Origin of the sequence: Parafrankia sp. FMc2 (assembly GCF_041008525.1) — a bacterium.
Taxonomy (GTDB): domain Bacteria; phylum Actinomycetota; class Actinomycetes; order Frankiales; family Frankiaceae; genus Parafrankia.
The window spans coordinates 37,964-63,494 of sequence record NZ_JBFLUG010000039.1 but is presented as its reverse complement, the minus strand read 5'-3'; the positions used below and the strand labels follow the sequence as shown (position 1 = coordinate 63,494).

Below are 25,531 nucleotides of genomic sequence, written 5' to 3'. Positions count from 1 at the left end.
CTGGCAGGACGGCGTCCCCTACGACCCCACCGCCCACGGCGCACTCCAGACAGTCCTCAAACAAGACCAAAGAACGGTCGCCGATCAAGCTCGGCAAGTGGCGGCTTGACACAGGGCAACTCATGCGTGGCCCAGCCCCGTCACATGGCCGGACAACGCCGGGGTGAGGACGCCGTCCGGCCACCGCAGCGTCACACCGGTGCCGTTGCGCAGCCGCCCGCAGCGCCCGGACGTCGCCGGATGGGTCGCCGGGACGGGGCGGTCGTTGACGTCGGCGGTGAGCATGGCATACCCGGGGAAGCAGGTGAGCCAGTCACCCACCGTGGTGTTCGCGGGCCGCGGGACGGCGGCGACCTCCAGCTCGGCGGCGCAGCCGCTCGCCTCGGCGAGCATGCCGAGCGTTCCGACGATGCCGACCATGCTGACGTCCTTGGCGGCGCAGGGCCGGTGCCGGCGTGGCAGGTCCAGCAGCGCCCGCAGCTCGGCGCTGCGCCGGCCGGACGTCGAGTCCCACTGCCGCCCGGAGTAGCCCGGGCGCCACTCGCCGCCCAGGTCGGCGGTGAGGGTCACCGCATGCCCGGGCAGGCCGCCGCCGGCGGGGACCGGGTGCTCGGCCCGCCCGAGCGCCGTCACCGACAGGGCCGACGCGACGCCGAGCTGGGTGTGCCCGCCGAGGATCGGGACGCCGTACCGCTCCGCCGCGGCGCGCAGGCCCCCGATCACGCGGGCCACCCGGGACACCGTCGGGCCGGCGACCGCGTCCAGCAGGCCCACCGGCCGGGCGCCCATCGCCGCCAGGTCGTTGAGGTTCACCAGCACCCCGCACCAGCCGGCCCAGTACGGGTCGCGCTCGACCATCGACGGCACTATCGCGTCGCAGGCGGCGACCACGTCGGTGCCAGGCACCGGGGCGCCGTCGTCACCGACGAACCCCGGACCGCCGGGGCGCATGCCCGCCAGCAGGTTCGCCAGCGGTGCCTTGATCGACGCGGCGACGGCGGCCAGCCGGTTGATGGGCCAGCGCATCAGCACGTGGGGGCGCCCGCCGACGGTCGTCGTCCCGGCGATCATCCAGCCGAGCCGGCCGAAGAAGCGGACCCGGTCGGTCTGCACCGCCGCGTCGAAGCGGAGCACACCCTCGTTCTCGGCGCGGGCGCATGCCGCCCGGACCAGCGCCGCACCGACCCCGGCGTACCGGCCGCGGGCCGCGGCGGCGACCACCAGCCGCCCGCCCTGCCAGGCCCCGATGTCGTCGCCCCGCCAGATCGGGGCGAGGCGTACCCCGCCGATCACGGTGCCGTCGTCGACGCCGCCGACGACCCGGGCGACCAGGACGACGGTGCGCGGATCCGCGTCGACCTCGTCGAGGTCACCGGCGACGCTCGCCGGGAACAGGCCCTGCTCGTCGACGAAGACCTCCCGCCGCAGGCGGGCGTAGGCGGTGTAGGTGGCCAGGTCCACAGCCTGTTCGACCCGGTAGGGCGGCTGCCCGGCCAGCGCGCGCCGGTCGCCCCAGACCGCCAGCGTGTCCACCGTCCGGTTCCGGATCGGTGTGTGCCCTCCCGACAGCAGACCGGACATCTCGATCATCCCCCGGCCTGGGGCAGTGCCGAGCACGCCCCGCACGCCGCGCAGCCGGCGCCCTGGTCGGCGCCCCGCATCCCGGCGGCGGCCAGCGCGGCCGCCACCCGGGAGGTCACGTCCGCGACGAGGTCCGGCGCGGGCGGGCGGGCCCCGTCCCGCTCGGCGAGCGTGCCCGCCAACGGGCGGAACGGCACGACGAACGGATAGACACCCTGGGCGATGAGTCGTCGCGCGCCCTCGACCAGCTCGTCCGGATCCTCGCCGAGCCCGAGGAGCAGGTAGGTCGACACCCGGTTCCAGCCGAAGACGCGCACAGCCTCCGCCCACGCCCGCTCGTAGTGCTCCAGCGGGACGGTCGCCTTGCCGGGCGTCCAGCGGCGGCGCACCCGCGGGTCGAGCGACTCGACATGCATCCCGATGGTGCTCGCGCCGGCGGCGCGCAGCTCGGCGAGCACGGACAGGTCGGCGGGCGGCTCGCACTGCACCTGCACGGGCAGCTGCGGGACGGCAGCCACGACCGCGCGGACGCACTCCGCCAGCAGCGCGGCACCCCGGTCGGCGGCGGCGGTGCTGCCGGTGGTCATGACCATCTGCCGGACGCCGTCGAGCCGCACCGCGGCGCTGGCCACCTCCGCGAGCTGCGCGGGTGTCTTCAACCGGGTGGTGGCCCCGGCGCGCAGCGACTCCTCGATCGCGCAGAACCGGCAGCGGTCCGGCTCGCGGTACCGCACGCAGGTCTGCAGCACCGTGGTGGCCAGGACGTCCGCGCTGTGCAGGCGCGCGAGCTGCGAGTACGGCACCCCGTCGGCGGTGCTCAGGTCGTAGAACCTCGGCCGGCGTACCGGAGTTGCCTCGACGCCGAGGTCGGCCCCGTCGAACAGCAGCCGCCCGGCGTCGACGGAGTACCTGCTGGTGGGGACGATCGGCAGTGCCAGCCCGCGGCCCTCGACGACGACGTGGCCGTCGTCGCTCGGGCCCGCCCCGCTGCGCCGCTGGACGGGCGCGGCGACCCGCACTCCCTGGACGGCGACGGCGCTGCGCAGGGCGAGGCCAAGATCTCCCGGCGGTCGGGGATCGGACCGGGTGGCGGACCGGGGGCCGGGCGCGTCGTCGGGCCGGCGATCGATCGCCAGACCATTGTTCATCTGTGGTCTCCCGTCGGGAATCCGCGCCGGACCTGCCGGGGCGCGTGAACCAGCGCCCGCGGGCAGGGGCGGGAGAGCGGGGTGGAGATATGGGTGACGCCCGTTCCGGGACCGGACCGGTGCCCGGAGGAGCGGTTGCTGTCTGCCGGCCTGACGGCCGGCCCGCGGCGTCCGGAAACGGCGCTCAGAGCATGTACGTCGAGTTCACGATCGCGCCCTTGCGGGTGTAGTAAATGACACAGTCCTGGATGTCGAGGGGATGCGCGGGGATGACCCCCTCGATCAGGTCCTCCTCGCGCAGGCCGTGCAGCGACAGGCCGAACCGGCAGACGTAGACCTTCCCGCCCTCCTTGATGAAGGTCTCGATCTGCGCGTTGATGTTGTGCTCCCCGGCGAAGGCGGAATCGCCGGTGTGCGGGAAGCCCCGGGTGGCCATGCAGTTCATCGAACCCGGGCCGTAGAAATAGATGACGGATTCAAATCCTTTGCGCAGCGCCCTGGTGGCCTGCAGGATCGCCACGAAACTCACCGAGGACTCGTGGGCGATGCCGTGGACGAGCGTCAGGTAGCACTCGCCGTCCTCGGCCTGGTAGTCGGGGAAGAGCTTGGTCGAGCCGTACAGATTGCTCCCGGGTGGCAGCGACGGGTGCGGAACCTCGGTGAGGCTCTGGCGCTCCAGCTCCGTCAGCTCCATCTGCGCTCCTGTCTCGGTCTGGTGGGAAGTGATCGACTACCACAGGTTTACCCGAGGTTGATCACGTCGCGCGGTCGTCAGGTGTGGTCGCCGCGTGGGGTCCGGCGGCGGGACCCGCGGCGGAACCCCCGGCGGATCCCGCGGCAGCGGGGTCGGGAGCGGATCCGCGGCGGAGGTAGAGGTCCTGGAAGTTCTCCGCCAGGACCCGGCGGGCGAGCTCCGGGTCGCCGATCGCGGCGGTGAGCCGCGAGAGCTCGCCCGGGTAGTCGCTCCACGGCTCGTCGCTGGCGAAAAGCAGCCGGTCGTGCCCGAGCCCGCGGCGTGCCACCTCGGCCGCGAACCACCGTGGAGCGAAGCCGATCGCCCAGCTGGCGTCGGTGTAGACGCGTCGCCCGGCGGCGACCCAGTCGAAGAAGCGCCCGCCGATCAGCTTGATGTGCCCGCTCACCCCGCCGCCGAGGTGCACGAGGTGGACGGCGACCCGCTCGGCGTAGTCCTCCACCAGCCGCCCCATCCGGTCGATGTCGGCCGGCCCGCCCGGTGAGGTGTGGACGTGCACCACGAGGTCGTGGGCCTCGGCGACCGCGAAGATCCGATCGAGCGCGCCCCGGCAGGCCGGGTCGTGCACGTCCCCTCCCGGCAGGAAGCTGAGCTTGAGCGCGGCCACGCCCGGCTCGCGGGCGAGTGCCAGTGCCTGGTCGGTGGCCTCGGCGTCGGCGGGGCGCGGGGAGACCCACAGGCCGGCGAGGATCCGGTCGTCGCGCTGCGCGGCCTCGACACAGAGCTCGTTGAGCCCGAACGGCACCGCCTGGTCCGGGACGCCGTAGTTCGGGATCACCAGTGCCGCCGCGGTGCCCTCGTGGTCCAGGTCGGCCCGCAGCTCGGCGATGGTGGCACGGGCACCGACGGTGGGGACGACCGCCGGCCCGCCGTAATAGGCGTGGGCCGGCAGCGTTCCGAGATGACGGTGCCCGTCGTGTACGTCCGGTCGCGGCACGGTGGCAGTGAAGCACCCTGGTGTTTCCCGTGTGTGGCCAACGTGACAATCCGGTCGCGCCAATGGCACATTCTGGTCCCTGCGCTGCCAGAACCTGGTCCTGAGATCACCCCTCTGGGTAGTCGGAACGCTGCCTCCGTCCGCTCGCTGTGATCTTTGTGTTGATCGCGCGGCTCGGCCTGTCATCCCGGGAGCAAGCTGGACGCATGCGGTACGCGGTCATGGCAGACCTGCACGGGAAACGCAAGGCGCTGCGTCGGGTTCTGGCAGCGGCCGGCCAGGCCGGCGTCGACGAGGTCGTGTGCCTCGGTGACTACCTGGAGGCGAAGGTGCCCATGCGCCGGCACGACCCGGCCCGCTTCTGGCCGCTCGACGAGGTCGTCGATCCCAACCCCGAGCTGTGGGCCGAGCTCGTCGACGTGCGGCGTGTCCTCGGCAACCAGGAGGAGCGGATCCGGGATCTGCTCGCGCCGGAGCAGATCCCGGACCTGCTCGCGCCGTTGCTGACCGGCACATCGATCACCCACGTCGACTGCGCGGTGGGGATGCACGGGCACCAGATCGGCTGGGACTTCGACGAGGAGTCCGACGCCTTCGTCCCCCGCGCCGGGGACGTGCCTGCCGTTCCCCTCGTCCTGGTGGGGCACACGCACCGCCGGGCCGTGTTCGAGATCCGCTGGGGCGGGCGGGGGTCGGTGCGGTCCGTGCCCGTGACTCCCGGCCGGCCGGTACCGGTGCCCGTCCGGGCCCCCGGGGCCGAGCTCGTGACGACGGTCGTCAACGTGGGGCCGGCGATCGGGCGTCCGTCCCACTGGTTGTTCTTCGACGCGGACCGCGGCGAGGTGGTCTTCGAGGAGGCCTGACCCGATCTGGCCAGGTCTGCGACCTGCCGTTGGACCCTCGGGATTGGGACTTTGGTCCTGTCGCCTCTGACATCTGGGGGTCGTAAGGTAGCTATACGTCCCGGCGAGTTTCGCGCAGAGCCTACGTTCCCCCCGTACGTCAGGAGCTGCGAGGCCCGCCGGGGCTTCTTCTTTTCCTGGTTCCGGTTTCCGGACACTGGCTTCCCGGTGTCCCGGCCACCGGTGTCCCGGTGTCCCGGCTCCGCGTCGAACCGCACGACTGATGATGCCGCAGTGTGCTGGTGATGCTGATGCGACGCCCTCGAAATACCGGACCTGTTCGTGCTGGCTGTAGCCGGTTGGTCGCTGTACCGGTAGCCGGAAGTCGTATCGGGCGGCGGCAGCTGTTCGCTGATACGGCCCCGAGTCTCCCCGTAGTCCGGAGCAGGTGCCGGGTCGGTGTCCGGAACGGCCCGAACGGTGAGGACCGTCGGCTGTACGACACCGGTTGGGCGCACCCATGTGGTGACAGGCCCTCATTCCGATGATGACAATGCGAACATGTCTGATGATGTTCGGTAGCACGTGATGGGCATCGACCTTCTCCTGTCGCCCAGGCCGCGTGTGTCGTTACTTTCGGCTCGATGTCGGCCGGGTGGTGACGGCCTGGCGGCGGCTGGATCGGCTCAGGTGTGGTCGCGGCGGTCGGCGCCGCGACGTGGGTCTGTAGCCTGCCAACAGCAGGGTGGGGGCAAATCGACGTGATCCGGGCGGACCGGACCTTTGGTTTCCAGCAGTCGGATGGTCTGGTTTCGCGACGTTGGGAGCCGGCCTGGGGGCGAGCCGGTAGCGTGCGAGGCCGATCGCGTTGCGTGCGCGATCGACTACAGCAACTGGGCTCGTTGACCTAGGGGGGTTGAACTGGTGCAGGTCCCCGCGGCGCGCATCGTGTTTACACCGGAGGACCGGGCGGAGGTCGCGTCCGTCGCGGCCGAAGTCCTGACAACAGGTGCGCTGACTCTCGGTGCGCACACCCAGGAATTCGAGGCAGCCTTCGCCGCCGCTCACGGTGCTCCGTACGCGGTCGCCGTGAACAGTGGAACGGCCGCCCTGGAGATCATTCTCAGAAGTGTCGACGTGGACGGATTCGACGTCGTCGTGCCGACGAACACGTTCGCGGCGACGGCCTTCGCGGTACTGCGGGCCGGCGGTAACCCGGTCTTCGCCGATGTGAGCGCGGACACCTTCGCGCTGAGTGCGGAGACCGTTTCGGCCGCCGTGACACCCCGGACGAAGGCGGTCGTCATCGTGCACATCGGCGGCCTCATTCCGCCGGACATCGACGAGCTGCGGGCCATTCTCGACGAGCGCGGGATCGCCCTCGTGGAGGACGCGGCCCACGCGCACGGATCGAGCCTCGCTGGCCGGTACGCCGGCTCCTTCGGGCTCGCCGGATCCTTCTCGTTCTACCCCACCAAGCTGATTACCAGCGGTGAGGGTGGAATGGTCGTCACCGCGGACGAGCGGATACGGGACGAGGCCCGCGTCTACCGGGACCAGGGCAAGGCCGGATTCCTCGGCAACATTCACATCCGGCAGGGCTACGCGTGGCGGATGAGTGAGGTGCACGCGGCGACCGGGCGGGCCCACCTTCGGCACCTGGGCGCCTTCCTCGCCCACCGGCGTGATGTCGCCGCACGGTACGACCTGGAGATCGATGCGATGGGCGTGGACCGGCCGCGGGCAGTGGAGGGCGGCATCACCAACTACTACAAGTACCCGGTGCTGCTCGCCCCGGGCGCGGACCGCGCGCGCGTGAAGAAGGAACTGCGGGAAGGGTACGGCGTCTCGCTTGCCGGTGAGGTGTACGAGGTCCCGCTGCACCAGCAGCCGATCTTCGAACAGTACGCCCGCGCCCACCTGCCGGTGGCCGAGGACATCTGTGCCCGGCACGTGTGCCTGCCGCTGCACTCCGACATGACCGAGGCGGAGGCCGAGCACGTCATCAGCTCGTTCCGCACCGTCATGCGCGCCCTCGACCTGGACGGTGCGTCCCGATGAGGATCGCGGTCACCGGAGGCTCCGGGTTCATCGGCGGGCATGTGGTCGACCGGCTGCTCGACGCCGGCCACGACGTCCTCTCCCTCGACCTGGCCGGATGCCACCGACCGGATCCACGGGCCACCTACCGCGAGCTCGACGTGCTCGACCTGGACGCGCTCACCGACGCGTTCACCGGTGTCGACACCGTCTTCCACATCGCTGGGATGTCCAACGTCGACTTCGCGTTCACCGACCCGGTGCGCACGGTACGCCTCAACGTCGAGGGAACCGGCAAGGTCTGCGAGGCGGCCCGCCGCGGCGGCGTGCGACGAATCGTCTTCGCCAGCACCGTCTGGGTCTACGGCGCGGTGGCCGACGCCGCCGCACCGGGCAGTCCCGCGACGTCATCTCCATCGTCGGGCGCAGCGATCCCGCCGCCGTCCGGGCACAGTGACGGCCCCGCCCCGGAACCGCTGACCGAGGACGCCGAGATCACGCTCGCCCGGGCCGGCCACGTCTACACCTCGACGAAACTCGCGGCCGAACTGCTCCTGCAGAGCTACCAGCAGACCTACGGCCTGGCCTTCACCATCCTGCGGTACGGCATTCCCTACGGCCCGGGCATGCGGGACGAGCTGGTCCTCGCCCGGTTCGTCACCAACGCGATCGCCGGCCGCCCGCTGACCGTCGCCGGGGACGGCCAGCAGTTCCGGAAGTACGTCTACGTCCGTGACCTCGCCGACGCGCACGTGCTCGCACTCGCGGACGCCGCGCGGAACACGACGATCGCCCTGGAGGGCGAGGAGCGGATCAGCGTGCTGGAGATGGCCCGGGCCGTCCAGGCGTACTTCCCGGACGTCGCCATCGAGCACGTCCCCGCGAGGCCCGGCGATTTCCGCGGCCGGGAGATCTCCGCCCGGCGGGCGGCGGAGCTGCTCGACTGGCGTCCGACGACACCGTTCCGTGACGGGGTCCGGCAGTACATCGAGTGGTATCAGGCGAATCGGCAGCCACCGGTGGTGGCTGCCCAGTCAGTCGGGGATCTCGGCGTCTCCGCGGCCTCATCGGAGTGAGCGTGACGAAGATGGACGGGATTGACGCGACCGTGAGCGGTATCGACGCGGTCGTGAGGGGGGCTGGTGCGGTTACGCCCAGCCCCGGTGTGGTCGTGAACGGGGCGCTGGCGGACGGCGGGTCCGACGCACGCCGAGGCAAGGTGCTGTTGCTTTCCGGCTCCCTCGGCATGGGCCATGACGTGATGGCCGAGGCCTGCGCCACGTCGCTGGAACGCCGCGGGCTGCGCACCCGGACCGCGGACAGCCTGCGCATGACGGATGGCCGTAACGGCACGCTGGGGCAGAACGCCTTCCGGGGGCTCATCGCGGTGCCCGGCGTGTACGACGCGCTGCACTTCTCACAGCTTCGCACCGGCGGCCCGGTCGCTCGCGCGATCGAGCGGACGTCCAGCAGGTTCCTGGTGCCGCGACTGCGCGAGGACCTCCGCGCCGAGCCGGTCGACATGGTCGTCTCGATCTTCGCCTCGGCGGCCGCGGCGGTCAGCCGGCTGAAGCCGGAGTTCCCGGGGCTGATCACGGCGGTCTTCTCGTCGGACTGCTGTGTGCACCGCATCTGGGTGCAGGAGAACACCGATCTGTTCCTGGTGACGTCGCAGACCGCCGCCCGGTACGTGCGCAGGTTCTCGCCGAACGCGCGGGTGGCGGTCGTGCCGACGCCGGTCCGGGCGCCGTTCTACGACCCGCCGACGCAGGAGGAGGCGCGGGCCAACCTCGGGATCCCGCTGGAAAGCCGCTGCGTGCTGCTCATGTCCGGCTCGTGGGGGCTGGGCCCGCTGGTGGAGGCAGCCGAGGCGCTTGCCAGGGCCGGAGTCTGGGTGCTCGCCGTGGCTGGGCGCAACGAGAAGCTCGCCGCTCGGCTCGCCGCGCTCGCCGAACGGGACCACCGGGTGATCCCGTTCGGATTCACCACCCGTATCCCGGAGTTGATGGCTGCGAGTAACCTGGTCGTGACCTCGTCGGGCGACACCTGCAGCGAGGCCCGGGTCATCGGGCGCGACCTGCTGCTCATGGACGTCGTTCCCGGCCACGGGCGGGACAACCTGCAGAAGGAGCTCGACCGCGGCCACGCCGAGGTGACAAGCACCGACTCGCTGTCCCTGACCCGGTCGGCACTGGCCTGTCTGGATCGGGTCAAGCCACCCTCGCAGCGGGTCGCCGCCACGCCCCAGGCCTGGGAGCAGGCATTCGGTGCGGCGCTCGCGCAGGTGGGCCTGGGCGCCAACTGGTGATGCCCGCCGCGGCACGATCCGCCGCGGCACAACCCCGCCCAACGTCCGGTGCGTTCTGGAGAAGCGAAGTATCACGACATGAGCTCGGAGAGCCGTCACGTTGCGGCAGATGATGGCGCGGTGGCTGTCCGTGCCGGGGCGGCGCACCCCGGCTCGGCGGCCATCGGGAGCAGATGGGACGCTGCCACGGTGAGCCGCGTATGAACACGGCGCTCGTCCTCGGGCTGCCCGTCACCATTGTCTCGGCCGCGCTGTACGGCGTCGCGCCGCTGTTGCAGGCCATGGCCGCCCGCCGCGAGGAGGCCGGCACCGGCCTGGGTCTGGGCCTGCTCGCCCGGCTTGCCACCCGGCCGCTGTGGCTGCTGGGCCTGGCCGTCGAGGCAGGCTCGTTCCTGCTCGAGGTCTATGCGCTGTCGGTGGCGCCAGTGGCCCTGGTGGCCCCGGTGATGGCTCTCGACATGATTGTTTTCACCCTGCTGGCCCGCCGGGCCCTGGGGGAGCAGATCAGCCGGGTCGGCTGGAGCGGCGTGGGTCTCATGGTCGCCGGTGTCGGCCTGCTGGCCTACGCCTTCCACCGCAACGCCGAGGTCGGCAGCCCGGCAGGCCGCAACGTCCTGTTCGCCTTCCTGGTGCTCGGGCTGCTCTTCTCGTTGCTGTGCGCGTTCGGCGCGAATCTCGCGGCGGCCAGGCGGAAGGTCGCGGGCGCCGCGCTGGGGTTCGGCCTGGCCGCCGGCGTCAGCTACGCCATCGCGACGCTGGCGACGCGTCAGATCGGCCTGGCCGTGCACGAGCACCGCAACGGCGACTCGCCGCTGGTCGACCTGCTGTCGACGCCGACGCCGTACATCCTGATCCTGTTCTCGGTACTCGCGCTGGGGCTGGAGCAGCGGGGCCTGCAGGGGCGCGCGGCTGTCATCGCCTTCCCGGTCACCAGCGGCGTCTCCGCGTTCCTGCCGGTGACGCTCGGCCTGACCCTGTTCGACGAGCCCGCCCCGGACGGCCCCCGGCTGCTGGCCTTCGTGGTGTCGCTGGTCATGGTCGCGGCCGGCATCGCCGCGCTCGGCCGGGACCGGATGGCTGCCAACCGGTCGGTCGAGGAGGAGCTGGCGCTGGAGGACCTGCCGCCGCGTGACCCGACGTCCGATGGTGCGGAACCACGCCCGGGCGCCGGGCGCCGCCGCACCGCTGACGACGGCTTCCTGACCGGGGGCGTCCACGGTGTGGCGGACGAGGACTGGGCTGCTCCGGACGCCGGCTCGGGCCTCGGCGGCAGTGGGCCCACTGCGGGCGGCGCCTCCGCGCGGCGGTCCGGTGACCGGTTCGGGGTTGTCGTTGACCCATTGCGGAGTGCGCAGCGCTGAGTAAAGATGCATCGCGTGGGTGAAATGTCCGGTGACACCGTCGGTCGCTGAGGGCGTTGCCTCTGGTGTTCGGGGTATGGCCCCGCCTGGCCGGGATTGGTGGATCGCATGTTTGCGGACGACTCGGGGTTCGACAGCGCAGGCCCCCAGGCGGGCCACCAGGGTTCGGGCTACCAGTCCGTCACCGTCAGTCTGCCCAGTGACCTGTTGGACGTCGTCCTGCGCCGAGTCGGCCCGAACGGACTGTCCGCCTACGTCGCGCAGGCGCTGTGGCGGCAGGAGCCGCGCGCATCCCTGATCGACTTCCACCGCTGGACGGCCGCGCTCAGCCGGGCCGCGCTCGAGCAGGAGCCCTCCCGGGCTGAGCCGCCGGCTCTGCACTGAGGCGAGCCGCCGGCTCTGCACTGAGGAGCCTCCCGCGGGGCAGATAGATCCTGGTGCCGTTACCGGCACCAGGATGGACGGCCGGGCGCCCGGGCGATCGGGGGGTGAACCCGGGCGGCCGGCCACAGCGACTATCTCACGCACTGCACAGAGAGTGTTACCAAGAGTTTCTGAATGTGTGCATCGCGTGAGCGGGACCCCGGGTAGGACAGCATTCGTGGCGATCATCCGTTTCTGATGGCGCCCGATGCTGTCCGACCCGGTCCGCCGCCTTACCGAGGGTCGGGAGCGAAGCGGTCGAGCGCCTTGCGGACCCGGGAGTTCGCCTGCGCGAAACTGATCTTCCCTTCCACGTACGCGGCGAGCGCCGCGCGTCGGACCCGCTCGACTCGCGGATCGGGCAGAGGGGTGTTCAGCAGGTTGGTCGTGGCGGTGGCCACGGCAATCACCTCCCGGTACCAGGGGAACAGGGGACTACAACTCGATCCGCGGCGGATGGACAGCACGGCGCGGTGGACACCGCTGGCCGCTCACCCGGCAGGCTTACCAGTCAGTCGGCGACCCGACGGCGCCCGCCGATACCAACCGACGCCTGACCGGAGCCGGATGACCGGAGCCGGATGACCGCCGGCCGGGCGGTGCCGGCTGGACGATCCCGGTCGGTGGGTGGCGGCCGGTGCGCGAGGCGCCGTACGGGCGCGGACATGGGCCCTGCCTACGCGGGCGGCCTGCCGGACGGGGTGTGCCGGGCCTGATGCCGTGACCGGCTAGGCCCGGCCAGGTGCTCGCTCAGTGGCACTCACGGCCTCACTCCTCCGCTGCAGGACGGGCTCCGGGCGGCTGGGACCCGCCTCCGAACGCTACAAAGCCGATGCAGGTGTCACCTTCGGTCAACGGCGACCGGGTGAACATCTACAGAGTGCGTGACCGCGGCTGGTTACGCAAGAGGCAGGGAACCGCTGCGACCAGGCCCGTCCCGGGCGGTGCCGGGAACCCGGGCACCCCGGGGCTGCTTGCGGGCCCTCAGGCCAGCGGCAGGCGCGTGGTCGAGGTTCAGGGGGCGACCGCGGACACCGGTGCGTCGAACTCGCCGTTCCGGACTCCGGCGAGGAAGGCGTCCCACTCCGCGCCGCTGAAGACCAGGAGGGCGCGCAGCGGCGCGGTCGAATCGCGGACCGCCACGCCGCCGTCGACGTGCGCCACCTCGACGCACATGCCGCCCTCGCCGCTGCTGTAGGTGCTCCGGTGCCAGGCCAGGGCCATCGGATCCGGGACTGCCGGCTTTCTGGACGTTCTCACCGAAAATCCTCCGAAACATCCGCTATCAGGGTCGCGGAGTCCGCCGGGCTCAGTGCGGACGCCGCCAGACGATCAAACCTGACTCTATAGCGCCGAATTTCGGCGGGACGTTCGAGGTAGAGGCTTCCGGCGCCTTTCTCTATATAGACCACGTCGTGATCCGTCTCGTCCGCGAAAGTCAGAACGGAGAATGTGCTGCCGAGCCCGGCATGTGCCCCGACAGCGAGGGGAAGCACCTGAACGGTGACATTCGGGAGCTCGGCGGTCCGATTGATCTGCGTGAGCTGGGCGCTCATTGCGGCGGTGCCGCCGACCGGCCGCCGTAGTACGGCCTCGTCGAGGATCACCTGAAGTCGCGGTGGACCGTCCTCGCGCAGCCGCGACTGCCGGTCCAGTCGGAGAGCCACCCGGCGTTCGATCTCGTCGTCCGAGGCCTCGGGCAGGCTCGCCCGCATCACCGCCCGCGCGTAGTCGGCTGTCTGCAGCAGGCCGTGGACCAGCTGCGGCTCGTAGACGCTGATCGACGACGCCCCTGCCTCCAGGCCGAGGTAAACCTCGAACCATGCCGGGACGACGTCCTGGTAGGCCTGCCACCAGCCATGCCGGCGGGACTCGCGGGCGAGCGCGAGCAGCTCCTCGCGATGCTCGCCCGGCGGCACCCCGTACAACTGCAGCAGGTCGGCGACGTCCCTGGTCCGGACGGGCAGGCGCCCGTTCTCCAGCCTGCTGATCTTGGATGCCGAGCACCGCAGCGCCTCGCACGCCTGCTCCACCTCGACGCCCGCGGCCTCACGCAGCCGCCGCAGCTCGCCGCCGAGCCGGCGGCGCCGCACGGTCGGGCCGCTGTTTCTCGCTGTCACCTGGTCCTCCTCCAGGAGTTGCGCCGGCAGCGACGCGTTCCGTCACGTATCCACAAACTGATGGCATAGATAGTGCGCAATCTGTAGCGAAACCATCACGCAAGACCTTGCATATGCGTCATGCAAGCTCCATGCTGCAGAAGCGGTGCTCACCTTGAGTGGCGAAAGCGAGCTCCTGGGTGAGATGTTGTCGACGATTGGACCTACCAGGGGGAGCGTCGGTGGTGGTCGGGGCGGCGTGGGCAGCCACAGCTCGGCGCCGTCCGCTGCCTGCCCCGGGCGCTGCCTGCCCGGGCGCGGTGGTGCTTCCACCCGCCGGTCTGATCATCTCAGTGATCGCGTCCGGAGTGGGCCCTTTCCGCGGCCGGGACCGCGGCGACCGGGCTCCGGTGGACGTACAGGCAGAACCGGAGACCCGATGAACTGTTATCCGCGCGGCCGGAGTTCCTGCGGCAGACGCGTGCGCCCGGCCACGGCCAGATCAGGGGAGAAGGACGACCCGGAATCATCGTCAATGTTCGGGGTCATCCTGTTCACGGGCGGTCCGCGCCGCGCGCGCCGGATCGTCCTCGCTTTCGACTCCGCCTCCGACGCCGACGCGTTCGCTGTGGAGAACCACTATGTGGACTATCTGGTCGCGCCCCTGTCCTTCCTGGCGCCGGCCGGCATCCGCCGGATCCGGTGATGTGCCACGAGACCGCCGCGACGGCGGGGAGAAGAAAGGCGGGAGCACGATGAGCCGGCGATTCCTGGTCTTCGACGGTGACGGCGAGCTCGTCGGGTCCTTCGCCGCGTGGGAGGACGCCCATGCCTGGGCCCACCTGCGCTCGGCCGAGCCCGCGACGATCGGTCCCGTGCAGGTCGAGGACCGCGACGAGCGCCGCACCTGGACGATGGACGGTGGTGACCACTGCCGGCTGACGGTCTGGCGGCGGCACGTCGAGTACGGCTACTGCGCGCCGTCGTCGCCCGAGCCGGTGCCGCCGACCACCTTCGTCCCGCCCTCCGCCCCGCCGCCGGGCACCGTGGGCCCGCGGCCGCGGAACCGTCAGCGCCGGCAGGTCATCGCCTCCTGACTCCGGCCGGCGCCGCCGGGTCCGAGCCAGCCGTTCGCGGATGGGGGAGCAGCGCCGGGACCGCCGTGGCCGGCCCTTCCGCGCCCGGCCCGTCCGCGCTCTGTGCGGATGCGGTCTCCCGCCCCGTACGCCGTGGGTGACGTGTGATCGCGGCGTGCCACAGCAGTGCGGCGAGGAGAGCGGCGGCCGCCGCGAAGTAGCTGTTGGCGAGGGCGATCTGCCCGGCGGAGTGGGCCAGCTCGAGGTTCCCGCCGTGCGGCACCCACCAGATCGGGGCGAGGGCGGCCAGGACGTAACCGGCCCCTGCCGCGGCACGCCCCCAGGACGGGCGCTGCGGGCCGACGGACAGCCCGAGCAGCAGCGGCACCAACCAGACCCAGTGGTGACTCCAGGAGATCGGCGAGGTCAGCAGGCCGGTCAGTGCACAGGTCGCGCCGCCGAGCAGCGGTCGCCCGCGGCGGGCCAGCAGAACCGCGGCGGCCAGGCCAGCCGCGAGCAGCACCCCGGCGAGCGGAAGATACAGCGGCCTCGCCCCGTCCGCGCCGCCCATCAGCCGGGAGAGCACGCCGAACAGCGACTGGTTCCCGGTGTAGGGGATGCCGCCGATGTGCCCTGCGTCGAAGAACGTGTGCGTCCAGTAGGTGGCGGAGGGACGAGGGGTGACGGCGAACCCGACGGCGATCGTCGCGCCGAAGGAGGCCGCCGCCGCGGCGGCATCGCGCCAGCGGCCGGTGAACAGAAGATAGGGCAGAAAAATCAGCGGCGTCAGTTTGATCCCGGCGGCGATACCGGTCAGAACTCCGCGCGGAACGAGCCTGCGCCGCCCGAACAGGTCGTGGGCGACCATGAGTGCGAGAACGATGTTGATCTGCCCGAAGCTGACGGTACTCCGTACTGGTTCGAGTAACAGTGCGAAGCCGGTGAGGGAACAGCAGGCCACGATGCGCAGGCGCCGCCTCGAGGTGACGGCGGCTGCCCGGGCCGACAAACCGCAGGTCGATCCCCCTGCGCTGGCCACGCTGGCCATGCGGGCCGCGCAGAGGGCCTGGAGGGCGCAGAGGGCGCAGAAGACGCCGAGACAGACCAGCGTGGCGAACGTCCAGAGGACCTGCGCAAGCTGGCCGGGCAGCAGCGCGATCGGCGCGAACGCGGCCGCGGCGAAAGGCGTGTACGTGAAGGGAAGGCCGGAAGCGCTGTCCGGTTCGGCGTAGGGGTCGCCGCCGGCCAGGACCGCGTCTCCGCCCATGCGGTAGATGTTGAGATCGACCAGCCTGCTGGTGGCGGCGAAATACAGGAAAGCGGCGGAGAAGGCGATTCCGAGCCCGATTCCGAGCACGACTCCCGCCGTGACAGGTGCGGTCCAGGTGTCTGGTTTCCGGATGGTGACCGTCAACGAATCTTCCAGCTCAGGGCCCGGGGGCAGTGGGCGGTGCGGAACTCGCGGCGGAACTACGGAAATCTACGCGCCCACTCTAGAGTGCTGTTCCCTGGGGCGGTGGAAAGCTGTTCGACAGATGGGTCTCCGGTGGCGAGAACCGATGTTGTTCCAATGGAGGATCACGGCCCGGGCGATGGCTGCTGCGGGCGCGACTCCGGAGGCGTCCGGCGCCGCTGGGAGTATGCGGATTCAGGTGCGCAGGGTGAGGGACGCCTGCGGTCGATCCCCGAAGGGCCTGCCGCCGCCGGAGGATCGCGGTTGTGTGCAGGGGTGCGCGAACGGGCGCGCGAAGGTGGCGGTGGAGACCGCGGGCCGTCCAGGGGCCCGCGGAGAAGGGCGTGGTCGAAGCCAGCGCCAGCGCCGAGTGCGAAGAGTCACTGTGTTGTAGCTCCGGCGCGAGGAACCAGGGCGGCGAGGATGGGGCGCAGTCACGTCGGGTATCCGCCCGGCGACCCGGAGGGAGACTCGTACCCGGTGAAGGCCATCCTCGTGCACCGTGCCGGTCCGCCCCGCGAGCTTCAGCTGGCCGAGGTGGCCCGCCCGGAGCCTGGCCCCGGCGAGGTGCTGATCCGCGTGCACGCCGCGGGAGTGAACCCGCCGGACTGGTACGCGCGGTCCGGATTCGGCCTCATCCCCGAGCCGCTGCGGCCCACCATCGCCTATCCGTTCACGCCCGGAACGGATGTGTCAGGCGTGGTCGTGGCGGCCGGTCCCGGGAGCACCGTCTGGGCGCCGGGAGACGAGGTCTTCGGGCTGCTGCGTTTCCCCACCACGATCGAGGCGTCGAAGGGCTACGCCGAGTACACCACCGCACCCGCTGCGGACCTTGCCCGCAAGCCGGCCGGGCTCGACCATGTCCAGGCCGCCGCCGTCCCCATGGCCGGCCTGACCGCGTGGCAGTACGCGGTGGACATAGCCCCGGTGCTTCCCGGGACGACGGTGCTGGTCAACGGCGCGGCCGGCGGGGTCGGGCACTTCCTCGTCCAGCTGGCCCGCCACCGTGGGGCCTCCCGGGTGATCGCCGTCGCGTCCACCTGCCACGAGGGCTTCCTGCGCGGCCTGGGGGCCGACGAGTACATCGACTACACGACGACCGACGTCGCCCAGGCGGCGAAGGACGTCGACCACCTCTTCGACACGGTCGGCGGCCCGCATGGCCACCGCCTCACCCCGGCGGTCAGGGACGGCGGCCTGCTCAGTCCTGTCTTCTTCGGCGACTACCGCGACGCCGACCTCGACCGGCGCGGTATCAGGACCAGGAGCGGTCAGGTCCGCTCCTGCGGCGCGCAGCTGGCCGAGCTCGCCGACCTGCTCGCGGCCGGCACGATCCGCGTCGGCATCGACAGCGTCTACCCGCTCGCCGAGGCGTGGCGGGCGCATGAGCGGGCCGAGCAGGGACACCTCCAGGGAAAGATCGTCCTGGAGGTGTCCGACCGCTGACGCACGGCCGCGGGCGGCTCCGTGGCTCCGTGGCTCCGCGGCTGCGCGGCTGCGCGGCTGCGGGCCGGTCTCCCCGTGGTCCGAACTCTGACCGGTGGGCGTGCCGGGCGGGAGCTCAGGCGTTCGTATCGGCGGCGGATCGCGTGAAGGTCCTGTGTGTGACGCCGCTGGGCGTGGTCACCGACTCGATCGTGAAGCGCTTCTCCAGCTCCTCAAGACCGTCCCACAGCCGTTCACCGCGACCGAGAACGATCGGAACCACGACGATGTGCAGATGGTCGATCAGATCCGCGGCCAGGAAGTCGCGGATGACGGTCGGCCCGCCGCCGATGCGGACGTCACGGCCGCCGGCCGCCTCGCGTGCCAGCCGCAGGACCTCCTTCGGCGTGGCCTCGAGGAAGTGGAACGTCGTCCTGCCCTCCATCTCCACCGGCGGGCGAGAGTGGTGGGTCAGGACGAAGACCGGCGTGTGGAACGGGGGATTCGGCCCCCACCACCCGTTCCACTCATGGTCCTGCCAGGGCCCGCGCTGCGGCCCGAAGGTGTTCCGCCCCATGATCTCGGCACCGGTTCCGCCCGCCCAGGTACCTGCCATGGCGTCGTCGACACCGGTCCCGCCGTCGGCGCTGCCGTGCATGTGCTGGAACGTCCTGGTCTGGAATGCCCATCTGTGAAGCCGCTCGCCGGCATGCCCGAACGGCGGCGCGCGGGTCAGCGCGTCGAATGATGATCATCTATCTGTTGGAGGAGGCGGCGGAGCTCCGCGCGCTCGGCAGGGGTGAGTGGGGCGAGCAGCTCCTGCTGGGTCTGGTCGACGAGGTGGTCCAGCGCGCGCAGCCGAGATCGCCCGGCCGGGGTCAGCGTGACGATGTTGCGGCGCCGGTCGTCGGGGTCGGGCGCGCGCTCCACCTGCCCGGCCTCGGCCAGGCCGCCCAGCACGGCCACCATGTCGCTGCGGTGGATGCCGGTGCGCTCGCTGAGCGTGGCCTGGCTCGCCGGCCCGGCGTCGCGGAGGGTGACGAGCGTGGCGTACTGCCACCGGGTCGCCCCCGCTGCGGCGAGGTGCGTGTTCGAGATCCGATCCGCGTGCATCGCGGCGCGGCCAAGGAGCCGGCTCGGCAGTGACCGCAGGCGCGCGGAGACGGCGAGGGGGTCGGTCGGCACGTGGCGGTCGCGTTCCGGCATGAACGGCATCCTAAGGCTTGCGTTGGTCTCACCAACGACCTAGCGTTAGTGTCACAAACGTTAGGGAGACCAATGATGGAGATCGAGCCGTTCCGGGTGGACGTGCCACAGGCTGACCTTGACGACCTGCATGCCCGCCTTGACCGCACCCGCTGGCCCGACGAACTGCCGGGCGTCGGCGACGAGTTCGGCGTGCCGCTGGCCCGCGTCAGGGAGCTCGCCGGCCACTGGCGCCACCGCTACGACTGGCGCGCGGCGGAAGTCGAGCTGAACAGCCATCCCCAGTTCGTCACGGAGATCGACGGCCAGCGGATCCACTTCCTCCACGTGCGCAGTGCGCGGCCGGACGCGCTGCCGCTGGTGCTGACCCATGGCTGGCCGGGATCCATCGTGGAGTTCCTCGACGTCATCGGGCCGCTCTCGGCCGACTTCCACCTGGTCGTACCGTCGCTTCCGGGGTGGGGATTCTCCGGCCCGACCCGCGAGCGCGGCTGGGACGTCGACCGCGTGGCCCGCGCCTGGGCGGAGCTCATGCGCCGGCTGGGCTACCGGCGGTACGGTGCCCACGGGGGCGACTGGGGCGCGGCGGTGTCCCGGGCGCTGTCGCAACACGACGCCGAACACGTCGTCGGAATACACCTGAACTACCTCCCGACACCCGCGCTGCCCGGCGACCCGGACCGTGCGGGGCTGACCCCACCGGACCAGGAGCGGCTCGCCCGGACCGAGGCCTACCTGCGCGACCAGCCGGCGGTCCGAAAGGTGAACGGCACCCGGCCGCAGACCCCTGCGTATGCACTCAACGACTCGCCGGTCGGGCTGCTCGCCTGGCTGCTCGACCCGATGACGATGTGGGCGGGCAGGGACTTCGCGATCAGCCCCGACCGCGTGCTGACGAACGTGATGCTCTTCTGGCTGACGGGCACCGCCGGCACGGCGCCTCGCCTGCACCGGGAGACCGGCGGACCGCCTTCCTGGCGGACCGTCCAACCCGTCGGTGTCCTCGTGCTGCCCGAGGACATCACCCGCCCGATCCGTTCCTACGCCGAGCGGCGGATGCCGATCGTCCGGTGGACGGAGGCCGACCGCGGCGGCCACTTCCCGGGGCTGGAAGTGCCTGAGGTGCTCGCCGTCGACATCAGCGCCTTCTTTCGGGGCCTGAAGCTCCCGAGGCGCTCGTCGCCGGCCTGCCGATAGCATCGACGCATCGCGCGACCACCCACTGGGGAAGCCGGGGCACCATGACCGTCATCAAGATCAACGCCATCACTGTCGAGCCTGACAGCGGCGACGAACTGGCCCGTCGTTTCGCCGCGCGTGCCGGTGCCATCGACGACCGTGACGGTTTCGAGGGCTTCGAGCTGCTCCAGCCGGCCGACGACCGCACCGTGTGGCTGGTGGTGACCCGCTGGCGTGACGAGGCGTCCTTCCAGGCCTGGGTCAGCTCGCCGGCGTTCGCCCACGGGCACCGCTCCGAAGCCGAGCGCGCCGGCGGTGAGGCACCCAAGCCGGTCGGCGTGCACAGTGAGCTGTGGAGCTACACGATCGCCGGCGGCTCGGCGGGCTGATGCTCCGGCCGCGCGCCGGCGCCCGCTGACGCCCGGCCCGCTGACGCCCGGCGCCCGCGGCGGAGGTCACGGCCCGTCGCCCGCCTGGCCCGTGTCCCCTGCCTGGCTCGTGTCGGGCGGCTGCCAGGGCGGAGCCACTCCCCACCCCCATCGTGGGACGGGCGCGTGTGGCATCGGGGTCGCGCCGGGCCGGGAGTTCTGCACGGCGATGCGGGTGCCCCACTCGAGGTAACCCATGAACGCGGCGCGGAACTCGGGGTCACCAGGAAGCCCGACCTCGTCCGCAGCGTCGACGAGCAGGCTCACCCAGCGCCGGCGCTGCTGCTCGGTGATCGCCCGGTCGAGGTGATGCGCGAGCATGTTCTCGTAGCCGCCGCGGTGCGCCGTGTAGAGAGCGGGCCCGCCGAACACCTCGCCCAGCCACAGGGCGACATGGTGCGGATGCCCGGCATCCATGTGCGCGAACAGCGGGGCGAGCAGATCATCGTCGATGACGGTCTCGTAGAAGCGTGTGAACAGGCGCTCGAACGCATCGGCTCCGCCCGCCCAGTCGTGGAGGCTGGGTGGTTGCGGCTGGCCACCGCCGGTGCCGCCGACCGCCGTCGGCGTGTAGTGCCGCATTTCCTCGATATGCTCGACATACGGCCCGACCTCGGCGAGGAAACCGCGAAAGACATCGCTCCCGCGGAATTCTTTCAGATGGCCGTCGAGCGAGTCCCAGTCAATGCGCAGCACGTAGTGGTCGCTGTTCTCGTGGCAGCGTGCGAGCTCGAATCCGAGGCAGTTCGGCGACTCGCGCAGCGACCCGGAAGCCCGGCCGTAGGCAGCTTCGAACTCGTCGGACCTGCCCTGGGGAATTCGGTAGCGAATGTATTCGACGATCACCACTGCACCTCCGATCGTCAGGCTACCAACGACGTACTCCGCTGTGGGTACCCACTTTTTTGTGCGTACCCTGGGGTGCAGGAGCAGCCGGGTGAGGCCTGGTCAGAGCCGCAGTGGAGGAATGCCGATGGGCGAGCGCATCTACCGGTGCCCCGTGGAGGTGACCATCGAGGTCGTCGGTGGAAAGTGGACCGCGGTGATCCTGGCCCACCTCAAGGAGAACGACCGGCTGCGCTTCACCCAGATCCGTCGCCTGGTCCCCGACGTCACCGAGAAGATGCTCACCCAACGCCTGCGGGAGCTCGAGAAGATCGGCATCGTCGAGCGCACCCTGGTGAGCGCCACACCCCCACACGTCGAGTACGCGCTCACCGCCGAGGGCCGTTCCCTGGCGCCGATGCTGCAGTCGATGTGGGAGTGGGGCCAGCAGTGGGCGCAGACCCACCAGCTCTCGATCCGGCCCCCGGCCGAGCGGTTCGCCAGCTCTCCGGGCACCGGCTACTCGGAGGCGGGCAGCTCGGAAGCGGGCAGCTCGGACGAGGGCAGCACGTCGCCGATACCCACGGCGTCCTGACTCCACAGCGATCCGGGCCGTCGATGGAGGGCGGCGTCACCGCCGGCGTGCTCGTGCAGCGTCTCCGCCATCGTGTCAGGGTCCCGTCGCCGCCGTGTGCTGTCCCGCGCTGTGCCGCGCATCGTCTGGATGGAACGCCAGAGAAATGTCCACAGCAGGGGAGACAGAATTTCCCGGTGGTTCCACACCTGCCGGCGCCCGCGCGTGCCTTCGTCGACCTCGCCGCGACGCTTCCGGGTCAGCTGTTCAGGTAGGTCAGCTGTTCAGGTAGGTGAGGACGGCGAGCACCCGGCGGTGGTCGACGTCCGTCGGGGTGAGGTCGAGCTTGGTGAAGATGCTGCTGACGTACTTCTCGACCGCACTGTGGCTGACCCGTAACGCGGTGACGATCCCGCTGTTGGACCGGCCCTCCGCCATGAGCCGCAGGACGTCCCGTTCCCGCGGGGTCAGCCGTTCGAGCGGATCGCGGCGCCGGCGCACCATCAGCTGCGCGACGACCTCGGGGTCGAGCGCGGTGCCGCCGTCGAGGACCCGGCGCAGCGCGGCGAGGAACTCCGGTACCTGGGCCACTCGGTCCTTGAGGAGGTAACCGACCCGGCTGGTGTCGCCGGAGAGCAGATCGGTGGCGTACCGCTCCTCGACGTACTGGGACAGCACCACCACGGCCATCCCGGGGTACTGGCGCCGGACGACGAGCGCGGCCTGGATGCCCTCGTCGGTGTGGGTGGGCGGCATCCGGACGTCGACGACGACCAGGTCGGGCTCGTGTTCGGCGACCGCACGCAGCAGCGCCTCGGCGTCGCCGACCGCGGCGGCGACCTCGTAGCCGCCGCCGGTGAGCAGCGTCGTGAGACCGGTCCGGATCAGCAGCGAGTCCTCGGCCAGTACTACGCGCACGGCAGCTCGACGACCAGCGCGGTGGGCCCACCCGGTGGGCTGGTCACGGTCAGCGTCCCGTCCACCGAAGCCGCCCGCTGGGCCAGACCCCGCAGCCCGGAGCCGGCCGTCGATCCCTCCGCCGGGCCGGCGCCCGCGCCGTCCGCCGGGCCGATGACCGCGCCGCCTCGGCCGTCGTCCGAGACCGTGACGCGCAACCGGTCCCCGGTGCGCCTGACGGTCACCTCCGCCCGCGTGGCCTCGGCGTGCCTGGCGACGTTGGTCAGTGCCTCGGACACGACGAAGTACGCGATCGCCTCGATGCTGGGCGCGCAGCGCGTCGGCACGTCGACCCGCAGGCCGACGGGGAACGGCGCGCGGGCCGTTATCCCGGACAGAGCGGCGTCGAGCCCCCGGTCGTCGAGCACCGCCGGATGCATACCGCGGACGAACTCCCGCAGTTCGGTCAACGCCAGCGTGGCCTCGTCGTGAGCCTGCTCGATCGCCACCCGGGCGGGCGTCGGCGCGTCATCCAGGGCGGCCCGGGCCATTCCGAGATTCATCGCCAGCGACAGTAGTCGTTGCTGCGCCCCGTCATGCAGGTCACGCTCGATGCGGCGCCGCTCGGCGTCGGCCGCCGCGACCATGTCGGCTCGGCTGCGGGCCAGCGCCTCGACGCGCAGCGTCAGCGCCTCGGCCTGACTCGGGCCGAGCAGGCGGCGGGCGAGCGCGAGGTCGGCCCGGACCAGCAGCGGCAGCAGGAAGGTGGCGGCGGCGAGGTGGTAGCCGAGCTGGCGCCACGCCCGCGCGGCCCGCAGGGAACGCGGCCCGGGCGGACGTTCGATGTCGATCGCCAGCGTCCGCCGGAACCGGTCCCGTTGCAGCTCGCCGAGGCCGTAGCTGCACCACGACAGCGGCAGCACGGCCCCGACGGCGGTCACCACGTAGACCACAGTGAGGACCGGGGCTCCGGTGGGGCCTTCGGCCAGGCTCCACACCGCCGCACCCCAGAGCAGCAGCAGGGTACCGAGCAGGACGACGGTGAGGGCGCTGAGCAGCAGCCCGAACGCGACGCTCCGCAGCCGGCGGTGGAAGGCGATGCCGATGGCGTGCATGGGGATCACGGTAGGGACCGCCGCGAGCGCGGACCATCCGGTGCCCCTCGCGCTCGGGGTGCGGAAAACCGCAGGACGAGCCGGCTGGCCGCCCCAGTTCCGACGCCGTCGACCGGCGGCAGCATGAGGCCCATGATCGAAGTCCGTGGGCTGACGAAGCGGTACGGCGACAGGCTCGCCGTCGACGACCTCACGTTCACCGTCCAGCCGGGCACCGTCACCGGTTTCCTCGGCCCGAACGGCGCCGGAAAGTCCACCACCATGCGCCTGATCCTCGGTCTGGACGCACCCACCCTCGGCTCGGTGACCGTGAACGGCAGGCCCCACCGCGAGCACACCGCCCCGCTGCGGGAGGTCGGTGCGCTGCTCGACGCCCGGTCGGCGCACCCCGGCCGCAGCGCCTACCTCCACCTGCTGGCACTGGCCCGAAGCGCCGGCATCCACCGCTCCCGGGTCGACGAGGTGATCGACGCGGTCGGCCTGCGACCGGTGGCCCGCGACCGCGCCGGCGGCTTCTCACTCGGGATGAGCCAGCGGCTCGGCATCGCCACCGCCCTGCTGGGGGACCCCCGCACCGTGGTGCTCGACGAACCGCTGAACGGCCTCGACACCGACGGCATCCGCTGGCTGCGGTCGCTGCTGCAGGGGCTGGCGGCCGACGGCAGGACGGTCTTCGTCTCCTCGCACCTGATGAACGAGATGGCGCTGACCGCGGACCACCTCGTCGTGATCGGCCGTGGCCGGTTGATCGCCGACACCAGCGTGGCGGAGTTCGTCGCCGGTGCCGGCGCCGGCCGCGACGCGGTCAGAGTCCGCACCACCGACCCCGAGACGCTGGCCGCCCTCCTGCGCGGCCCCGAGGTGAGCATCACCCGCCACCCCGACGCCACCCTGATCGTCACCGGTCTGACCACCGACCAGATCGGGCGGGCAGCCGGCACCGCCGGCATCACCCTGCTCGAGCTCACCGCCCAGCCCGTCTCGCTCGAGGACGCCTTCGTCGACGTCACCCGAGAAGCCGTCGAGTTCACCGGAGGGAAGCCGTGACCACGGCCGCGTTGCCCAGCTACGACCTCGACCAGCGCGTCACCCAGGCGCGGGTGCTGCGATCGGAGTGGACGAAGTTCCGTTCCCTGCCGTCGACCATCTGGGCGTCGCTGGCCGCGCTCGCCCTGGTCGTCGGCTTCGGCGTCCTGTACTCGACCGTGCGGGTGACCCGGCCGCCGACCGACGCTGCCTCGCTGGCGGGTTTCGACCCGACCGCCGTCAGCCTCGGCGGGGTCCAGCTCGCCCAGATCGCCGTCGGGGTGCTCGGCGTCCTCGCGATGACCGGCGAGTACGGCAGCGGCGCCGTCCGGACCAGCTTCGCCGCCGTACCCCGCCGACTGCCGGTGCTGTGGGGCAAGGCGGCGGTCCTCGGCGCAGCCGTGCTGGCGCTGGCGCTCCCCGCGACCCTGGTGGCCTTCCTCGCCGGGCAGTCGGTCCTGTCCGCCGAACACCTCGACATCGGGCTCGACCAGCCGGGCGTCGCCAGGGCGGTCATCGGTAGCGCCGTCTACCTGGCGGTCATCGCCCTTCTCGGGCTGGGAACCGGCGCGCTGCTCCGCAGCACCGCGGGTGCGCTCGCCGCGCTGTTCGGAATGCTGTTCGCCGTCCAGCTCATCGTGAACTTCCTGCCGGCGAGCGTTGCCGACAGCCTGTGGAAGTACCTTCCGGTGCCTGCCGGCAGCGCGGTGACCTTCGTCGAACCCGACGCCGACTCACTGGCACCGTGGACCGGACTCGGCGTGCTCTGCTGCTACGTCACGGTGCTCCTCGGCGTCGCCGCGTGGCGCACGCTCAGCCGTGACGTCTGACGTC

Annotated in this window: 26 protein-coding genes and 1 pseudogene; 14 read left to right on the top strand and 13 right to left on the bottom strand. The window is 71.6% G+C overall.

Features of this window, described 5'->3' with window-relative positions; all coding sequences use genetic code 11:
- Positions 1 to 120 precede the first annotated feature (120 nt).
- The 4 genes from AB1460_RS15960 to AB1460_RS15945 all read right to left on the bottom strand — a co-directional run bounded on the left by AB1460_RS15960 (position 121) and on the right by AB1460_RS15945 (position 4,420).
- The gene (locus AB1460_RS15960) at positions 121 to 1,581 is read right to left on the bottom strand and encodes an MSMEG_0567/sll0787 family protein (RefSeq protein WP_368962132.1); all 1,461 of its coding nucleotides are present in this window, start codon (positions 1,579 to 1,581) and stop codon (positions 121 to 123) included.
- Positions 1,582 to 1,586: 5 nt separating this feature from the next.
- Positions 1,587 to 2,729 (bottom strand): MSMEG_0568 family radical SAM protein, encoded by a 1,143-nt coding sequence (locus tag AB1460_RS15955; protein WP_368962130.1) that lies wholly within the window; start codon positions 2,727 to 2,729, stop codon positions 1,587 to 1,589.
- Positions 2,730 to 2,913: 184 nt separating this feature from the next.
- Positions 2,914 to 3,423 (bottom strand): MSMEG_0572/Sll0783 family nitrogen starvation response protein, encoded by a 510-nt coding sequence (locus AB1460_RS15950; RefSeq protein ID WP_368962128.1) that lies wholly within the window; start codon positions 3,421 to 3,423, stop codon positions 2,914 to 2,916.
- A gap of 61 nt (positions 3,424 to 3,484) precedes the next feature.
- The gene (locus AB1460_RS15945; RefSeq protein WP_368962127.1) at positions 3,485 to 4,420 is read right to left on the bottom strand and encodes an amidohydrolase family protein; all 936 of its coding nucleotides are present in this window, start codon (positions 4,418 to 4,420) and stop codon (positions 3,485 to 3,487) included.
- A 206-nt stretch (positions 4,421 to 4,626) separates the two neighbouring features.
- On the opposite strand from AB1460_RS15945, the gene AB1460_RS15940 reads away from it, so the two are divergent.
- The 6 genes from AB1460_RS15940 to AB1460_RS15915 all read left to right on the top strand — a co-directional run bounded on the left by AB1460_RS15940 (position 4,627) and on the right by AB1460_RS15915 (position 11,355).
- Positions 4,627 to 5,283 carry a metallophosphoesterase family protein gene (locus AB1460_RS15940; protein ID WP_368962126.1) on the top strand — a complete coding sequence of 219 codons (657 nt, stop codon included), beginning with the start codon at positions 4,627 to 4,629 and terminating at the stop codon, positions 5,281 to 5,283.
- Between the two features lie 903 nt (positions 5,284 to 6,186).
- Complete coding sequence (locus AB1460_RS15935) at positions 6,187 to 7,323, top strand: DegT/DnrJ/EryC1/StrS family aminotransferase (protein WP_368962124.1); 1,137 nt, start codon at positions 6,187 to 6,189, stop codon at positions 7,321 to 7,323.
- Positions 7,320 to 8,378, top strand: coding sequence for an NAD-dependent epimerase/dehydratase family protein (locus AB1460_RS15930; protein ID WP_368962122.1), 1,059 nt, complete (start codon positions 7,320 to 7,322; stop codon positions 8,376 to 8,378). Before AB1460_RS15935 ends, AB1460_RS15930 begins: the two co-directional genes overlap by 4 nt.
- Complete coding sequence (locus AB1460_RS15925) at positions 8,375 to 9,610, top strand: glycosyl hydrolase (RefSeq protein ID WP_368962120.1); 1,236 nt, start codon at positions 8,375 to 8,377, stop codon at positions 9,608 to 9,610. Before AB1460_RS15930 ends, AB1460_RS15925 begins: the two co-directional genes overlap by 4 nt.
- Positions 9,611 to 9,810: 200 nt before the next feature.
- A complete protein-coding gene (locus tag AB1460_RS15920; RefSeq protein WP_368962118.1) occupies positions 9,811 to 10,971 on the top strand; it encodes an EamA/RhaT family transporter in 1,161 nt (386 codons plus the stop codon).
- 108 nt (positions 10,972 to 11,079) lie between these two features.
- Entirely contained in the window at positions 11,080 to 11,355 is a 276-nt protein-coding gene (locus AB1460_RS15915; protein WP_368962117.1) for a hypothetical protein, read from the top strand.
- A gap of 272 nt (positions 11,356 to 11,627) precedes the next feature.
- Here the strand turns inward: AB1460_RS15915 and AB1460_RS15910 are convergent, their stop codons facing one another.
- From AB1460_RS15910 to AB1460_RS15900, 3 genes are all read right to left on the bottom strand, one after another.
- Complete coding sequence (locus AB1460_RS15910; RefSeq protein ID WP_368962115.1) at positions 11,628 to 11,795, bottom strand: hypothetical protein; 168 nt, start codon at positions 11,793 to 11,795, stop codon at positions 11,628 to 11,630.
- Positions 11,796 to 12,408: 613 nt separating this feature from the next.
- Positions 12,409 to 12,654, bottom strand: a complete 246-nt coding sequence (locus AB1460_RS15905) for a DUF397 domain-containing protein (protein WP_420497285.1) — start codon at positions 12,652 to 12,654, stop codon at positions 12,409 to 12,411.
- Entirely contained in the window at positions 12,651 to 13,514 is an 864-nt protein-coding gene (locus AB1460_RS15900; RefSeq protein WP_368962114.1) for a helix-turn-helix domain-containing protein, read from the bottom strand. The genes AB1460_RS15905 and AB1460_RS15900 overlap by 4 nt, the downstream gene beginning before the upstream one ends.
- 514 nt (positions 13,515 to 14,028) lie before the next feature.
- Between AB1460_RS15900 and AB1460_RS15895 the strand changes: the two genes are divergently transcribed.
- Together AB1460_RS15895 and AB1460_RS15890 are read left to right on the top strand one after the other, a co-directional pair.
- Entirely contained in the window at positions 14,029 to 14,199 is a 171-nt protein-coding gene (locus AB1460_RS15895; RefSeq protein WP_368962112.1) for a hypothetical protein, read from the top strand.
- 49 nt (positions 14,200 to 14,248) lie between these two features.
- On the top strand, positions 14,249 to 14,590 hold the full coding sequence (locus AB1460_RS15890; protein ID WP_368962111.1) for a hypothetical protein: 342 nt from the start codon (positions 14,249 to 14,251) through the stop codon (positions 14,588 to 14,590).
- Here AB1460_RS15890 and AB1460_RS15885 read toward each other — a convergent pair.
- Positions 14,577 to 15,983: a glycosyltransferase 87 family protein gene (locus AB1460_RS15885; protein WP_368962110.1), complete on the bottom strand. Its 1,407-nt coding sequence runs from the start codon at positions 15,981 to 15,983 to the stop codon at positions 14,577 to 14,579. The genes AB1460_RS15890 and AB1460_RS15885 overlap by 14 nt on opposite strands.
- Before the next feature lie 462 nt (positions 15,984 to 16,445).
- Here AB1460_RS15885 and AB1460_RS15880 point away from each other — a divergent pair, with 462 nt between their 5' ends.
- Entirely contained in the window at positions 16,446 to 17,468 is a 1,023-nt protein-coding gene (locus tag AB1460_RS15880; protein WP_368962108.1) for an NADP-dependent oxidoreductase, read from the top strand.
- Between the two features lie 115 nt (positions 17,469 to 17,583).
- On the opposite strand, the pseudogene AB1460_RS15875 reads toward AB1460_RS15880, so the two are convergent.
- Positions 17,584 to 18,168, bottom strand: a pseudogene (locus tag AB1460_RS15875) (dihydrofolate reductase family protein); the annotation flags it as partial.
- Between the two features lie 11 nt (positions 18,169 to 18,179).
- On the bottom strand, positions 18,180 to 18,662 hold the full coding sequence (locus AB1460_RS15870; RefSeq protein WP_368962106.1) for a MarR family winged helix-turn-helix transcriptional regulator: 483 nt from the start codon (positions 18,660 to 18,662) through the stop codon (positions 18,180 to 18,182).
- A 66-nt stretch (positions 18,663 to 18,728) separates the two neighbouring features.
- Between AB1460_RS15870 and AB1460_RS15865 the strand changes: the two genes are divergently transcribed.
- Positions 18,729 to 19,850, top strand: a complete 1,122-nt coding sequence (locus tag AB1460_RS15865) for an epoxide hydrolase family protein (protein WP_368962140.1) — start codon at positions 18,729 to 18,731, stop codon at positions 19,848 to 19,850.
- Between the two features lie 44 nt (positions 19,851 to 19,894).
- Positions 19,895 to 20,221 carry an antibiotic biosynthesis monooxygenase family protein gene (locus tag AB1460_RS15860; RefSeq protein ID WP_018637576.1) on the top strand — a complete coding sequence of 109 codons (327 nt, stop codon included), beginning with the start codon at positions 19,895 to 19,897 and terminating at the stop codon, positions 20,219 to 20,221.
- Between the two features lie 66 nt (positions 20,222 to 20,287).
- Here AB1460_RS15860 and AB1460_RS15855 read toward each other — a convergent pair whose 3' ends face one another.
- The gene (locus tag AB1460_RS15855; RefSeq protein WP_368962105.1) at positions 20,288 to 21,106 is read right to left on the bottom strand and encodes an antibiotic biosynthesis monooxygenase; all 819 of its coding nucleotides are present in this window, start codon (positions 21,104 to 21,106) and stop codon (positions 20,288 to 20,290) included.
- Between the two features lie 127 nt (positions 21,107 to 21,233).
- Between AB1460_RS15855 and AB1460_RS15850 the strand changes: the two genes are divergently transcribed.
- Positions 21,234 to 21,680: a winged helix-turn-helix transcriptional regulator gene (locus AB1460_RS15850; RefSeq protein WP_368962104.1), complete on the top strand. Its 447-nt coding sequence runs from the start codon at positions 21,234 to 21,236 to the stop codon at positions 21,678 to 21,680.
- Positions 21,681 to 21,935: 255 nt separating this feature from the next.
- On the opposite strand, the gene AB1460_RS15845 is transcribed toward AB1460_RS15850, so the two are convergent.
- Positions 21,936 to 22,577 carry a response regulator gene (locus tag AB1460_RS15845; RefSeq protein ID WP_368962102.1) on the bottom strand — a complete coding sequence of 214 codons (642 nt, stop codon included), beginning with the start codon at positions 22,575 to 22,577 and terminating at the stop codon, positions 21,936 to 21,938.
- Positions 22,568 to 23,671, bottom strand: a complete 1,104-nt coding sequence (locus tag AB1460_RS15840) for a sensor histidine kinase (RefSeq protein WP_368962139.1) — start codon at positions 23,669 to 23,671, stop codon at positions 22,568 to 22,570. Before AB1460_RS15840 ends, AB1460_RS15845 begins: the two co-directional genes overlap by 10 nt.
- Before the next feature lie 132 nt (positions 23,672 to 23,803).
- Between AB1460_RS15840 and AB1460_RS15835 the strand changes: the two genes are divergently transcribed.
- Both AB1460_RS15835 and AB1460_RS15830 read left to right on the top strand, forming a co-directional pair.
- On the top strand, positions 23,804 to 24,718 hold the full coding sequence (locus AB1460_RS15835; RefSeq protein ID WP_368962101.1) for an ABC transporter ATP-binding protein: 915 nt from the start codon (positions 23,804 to 23,806) through the stop codon (positions 24,716 to 24,718).
- Positions 24,715 to 25,527 (top strand): ABC transporter permease, encoded by an 813-nt coding sequence (locus AB1460_RS15830; protein ID WP_368962100.1) that lies wholly within the window; start codon positions 24,715 to 24,717, stop codon positions 25,525 to 25,527. Before AB1460_RS15835 ends, AB1460_RS15830 begins: the two co-directional genes overlap by 4 nt.
- The last annotated feature ends 4 nt before the right edge of the window (positions 25,528 to 25,531 follow it).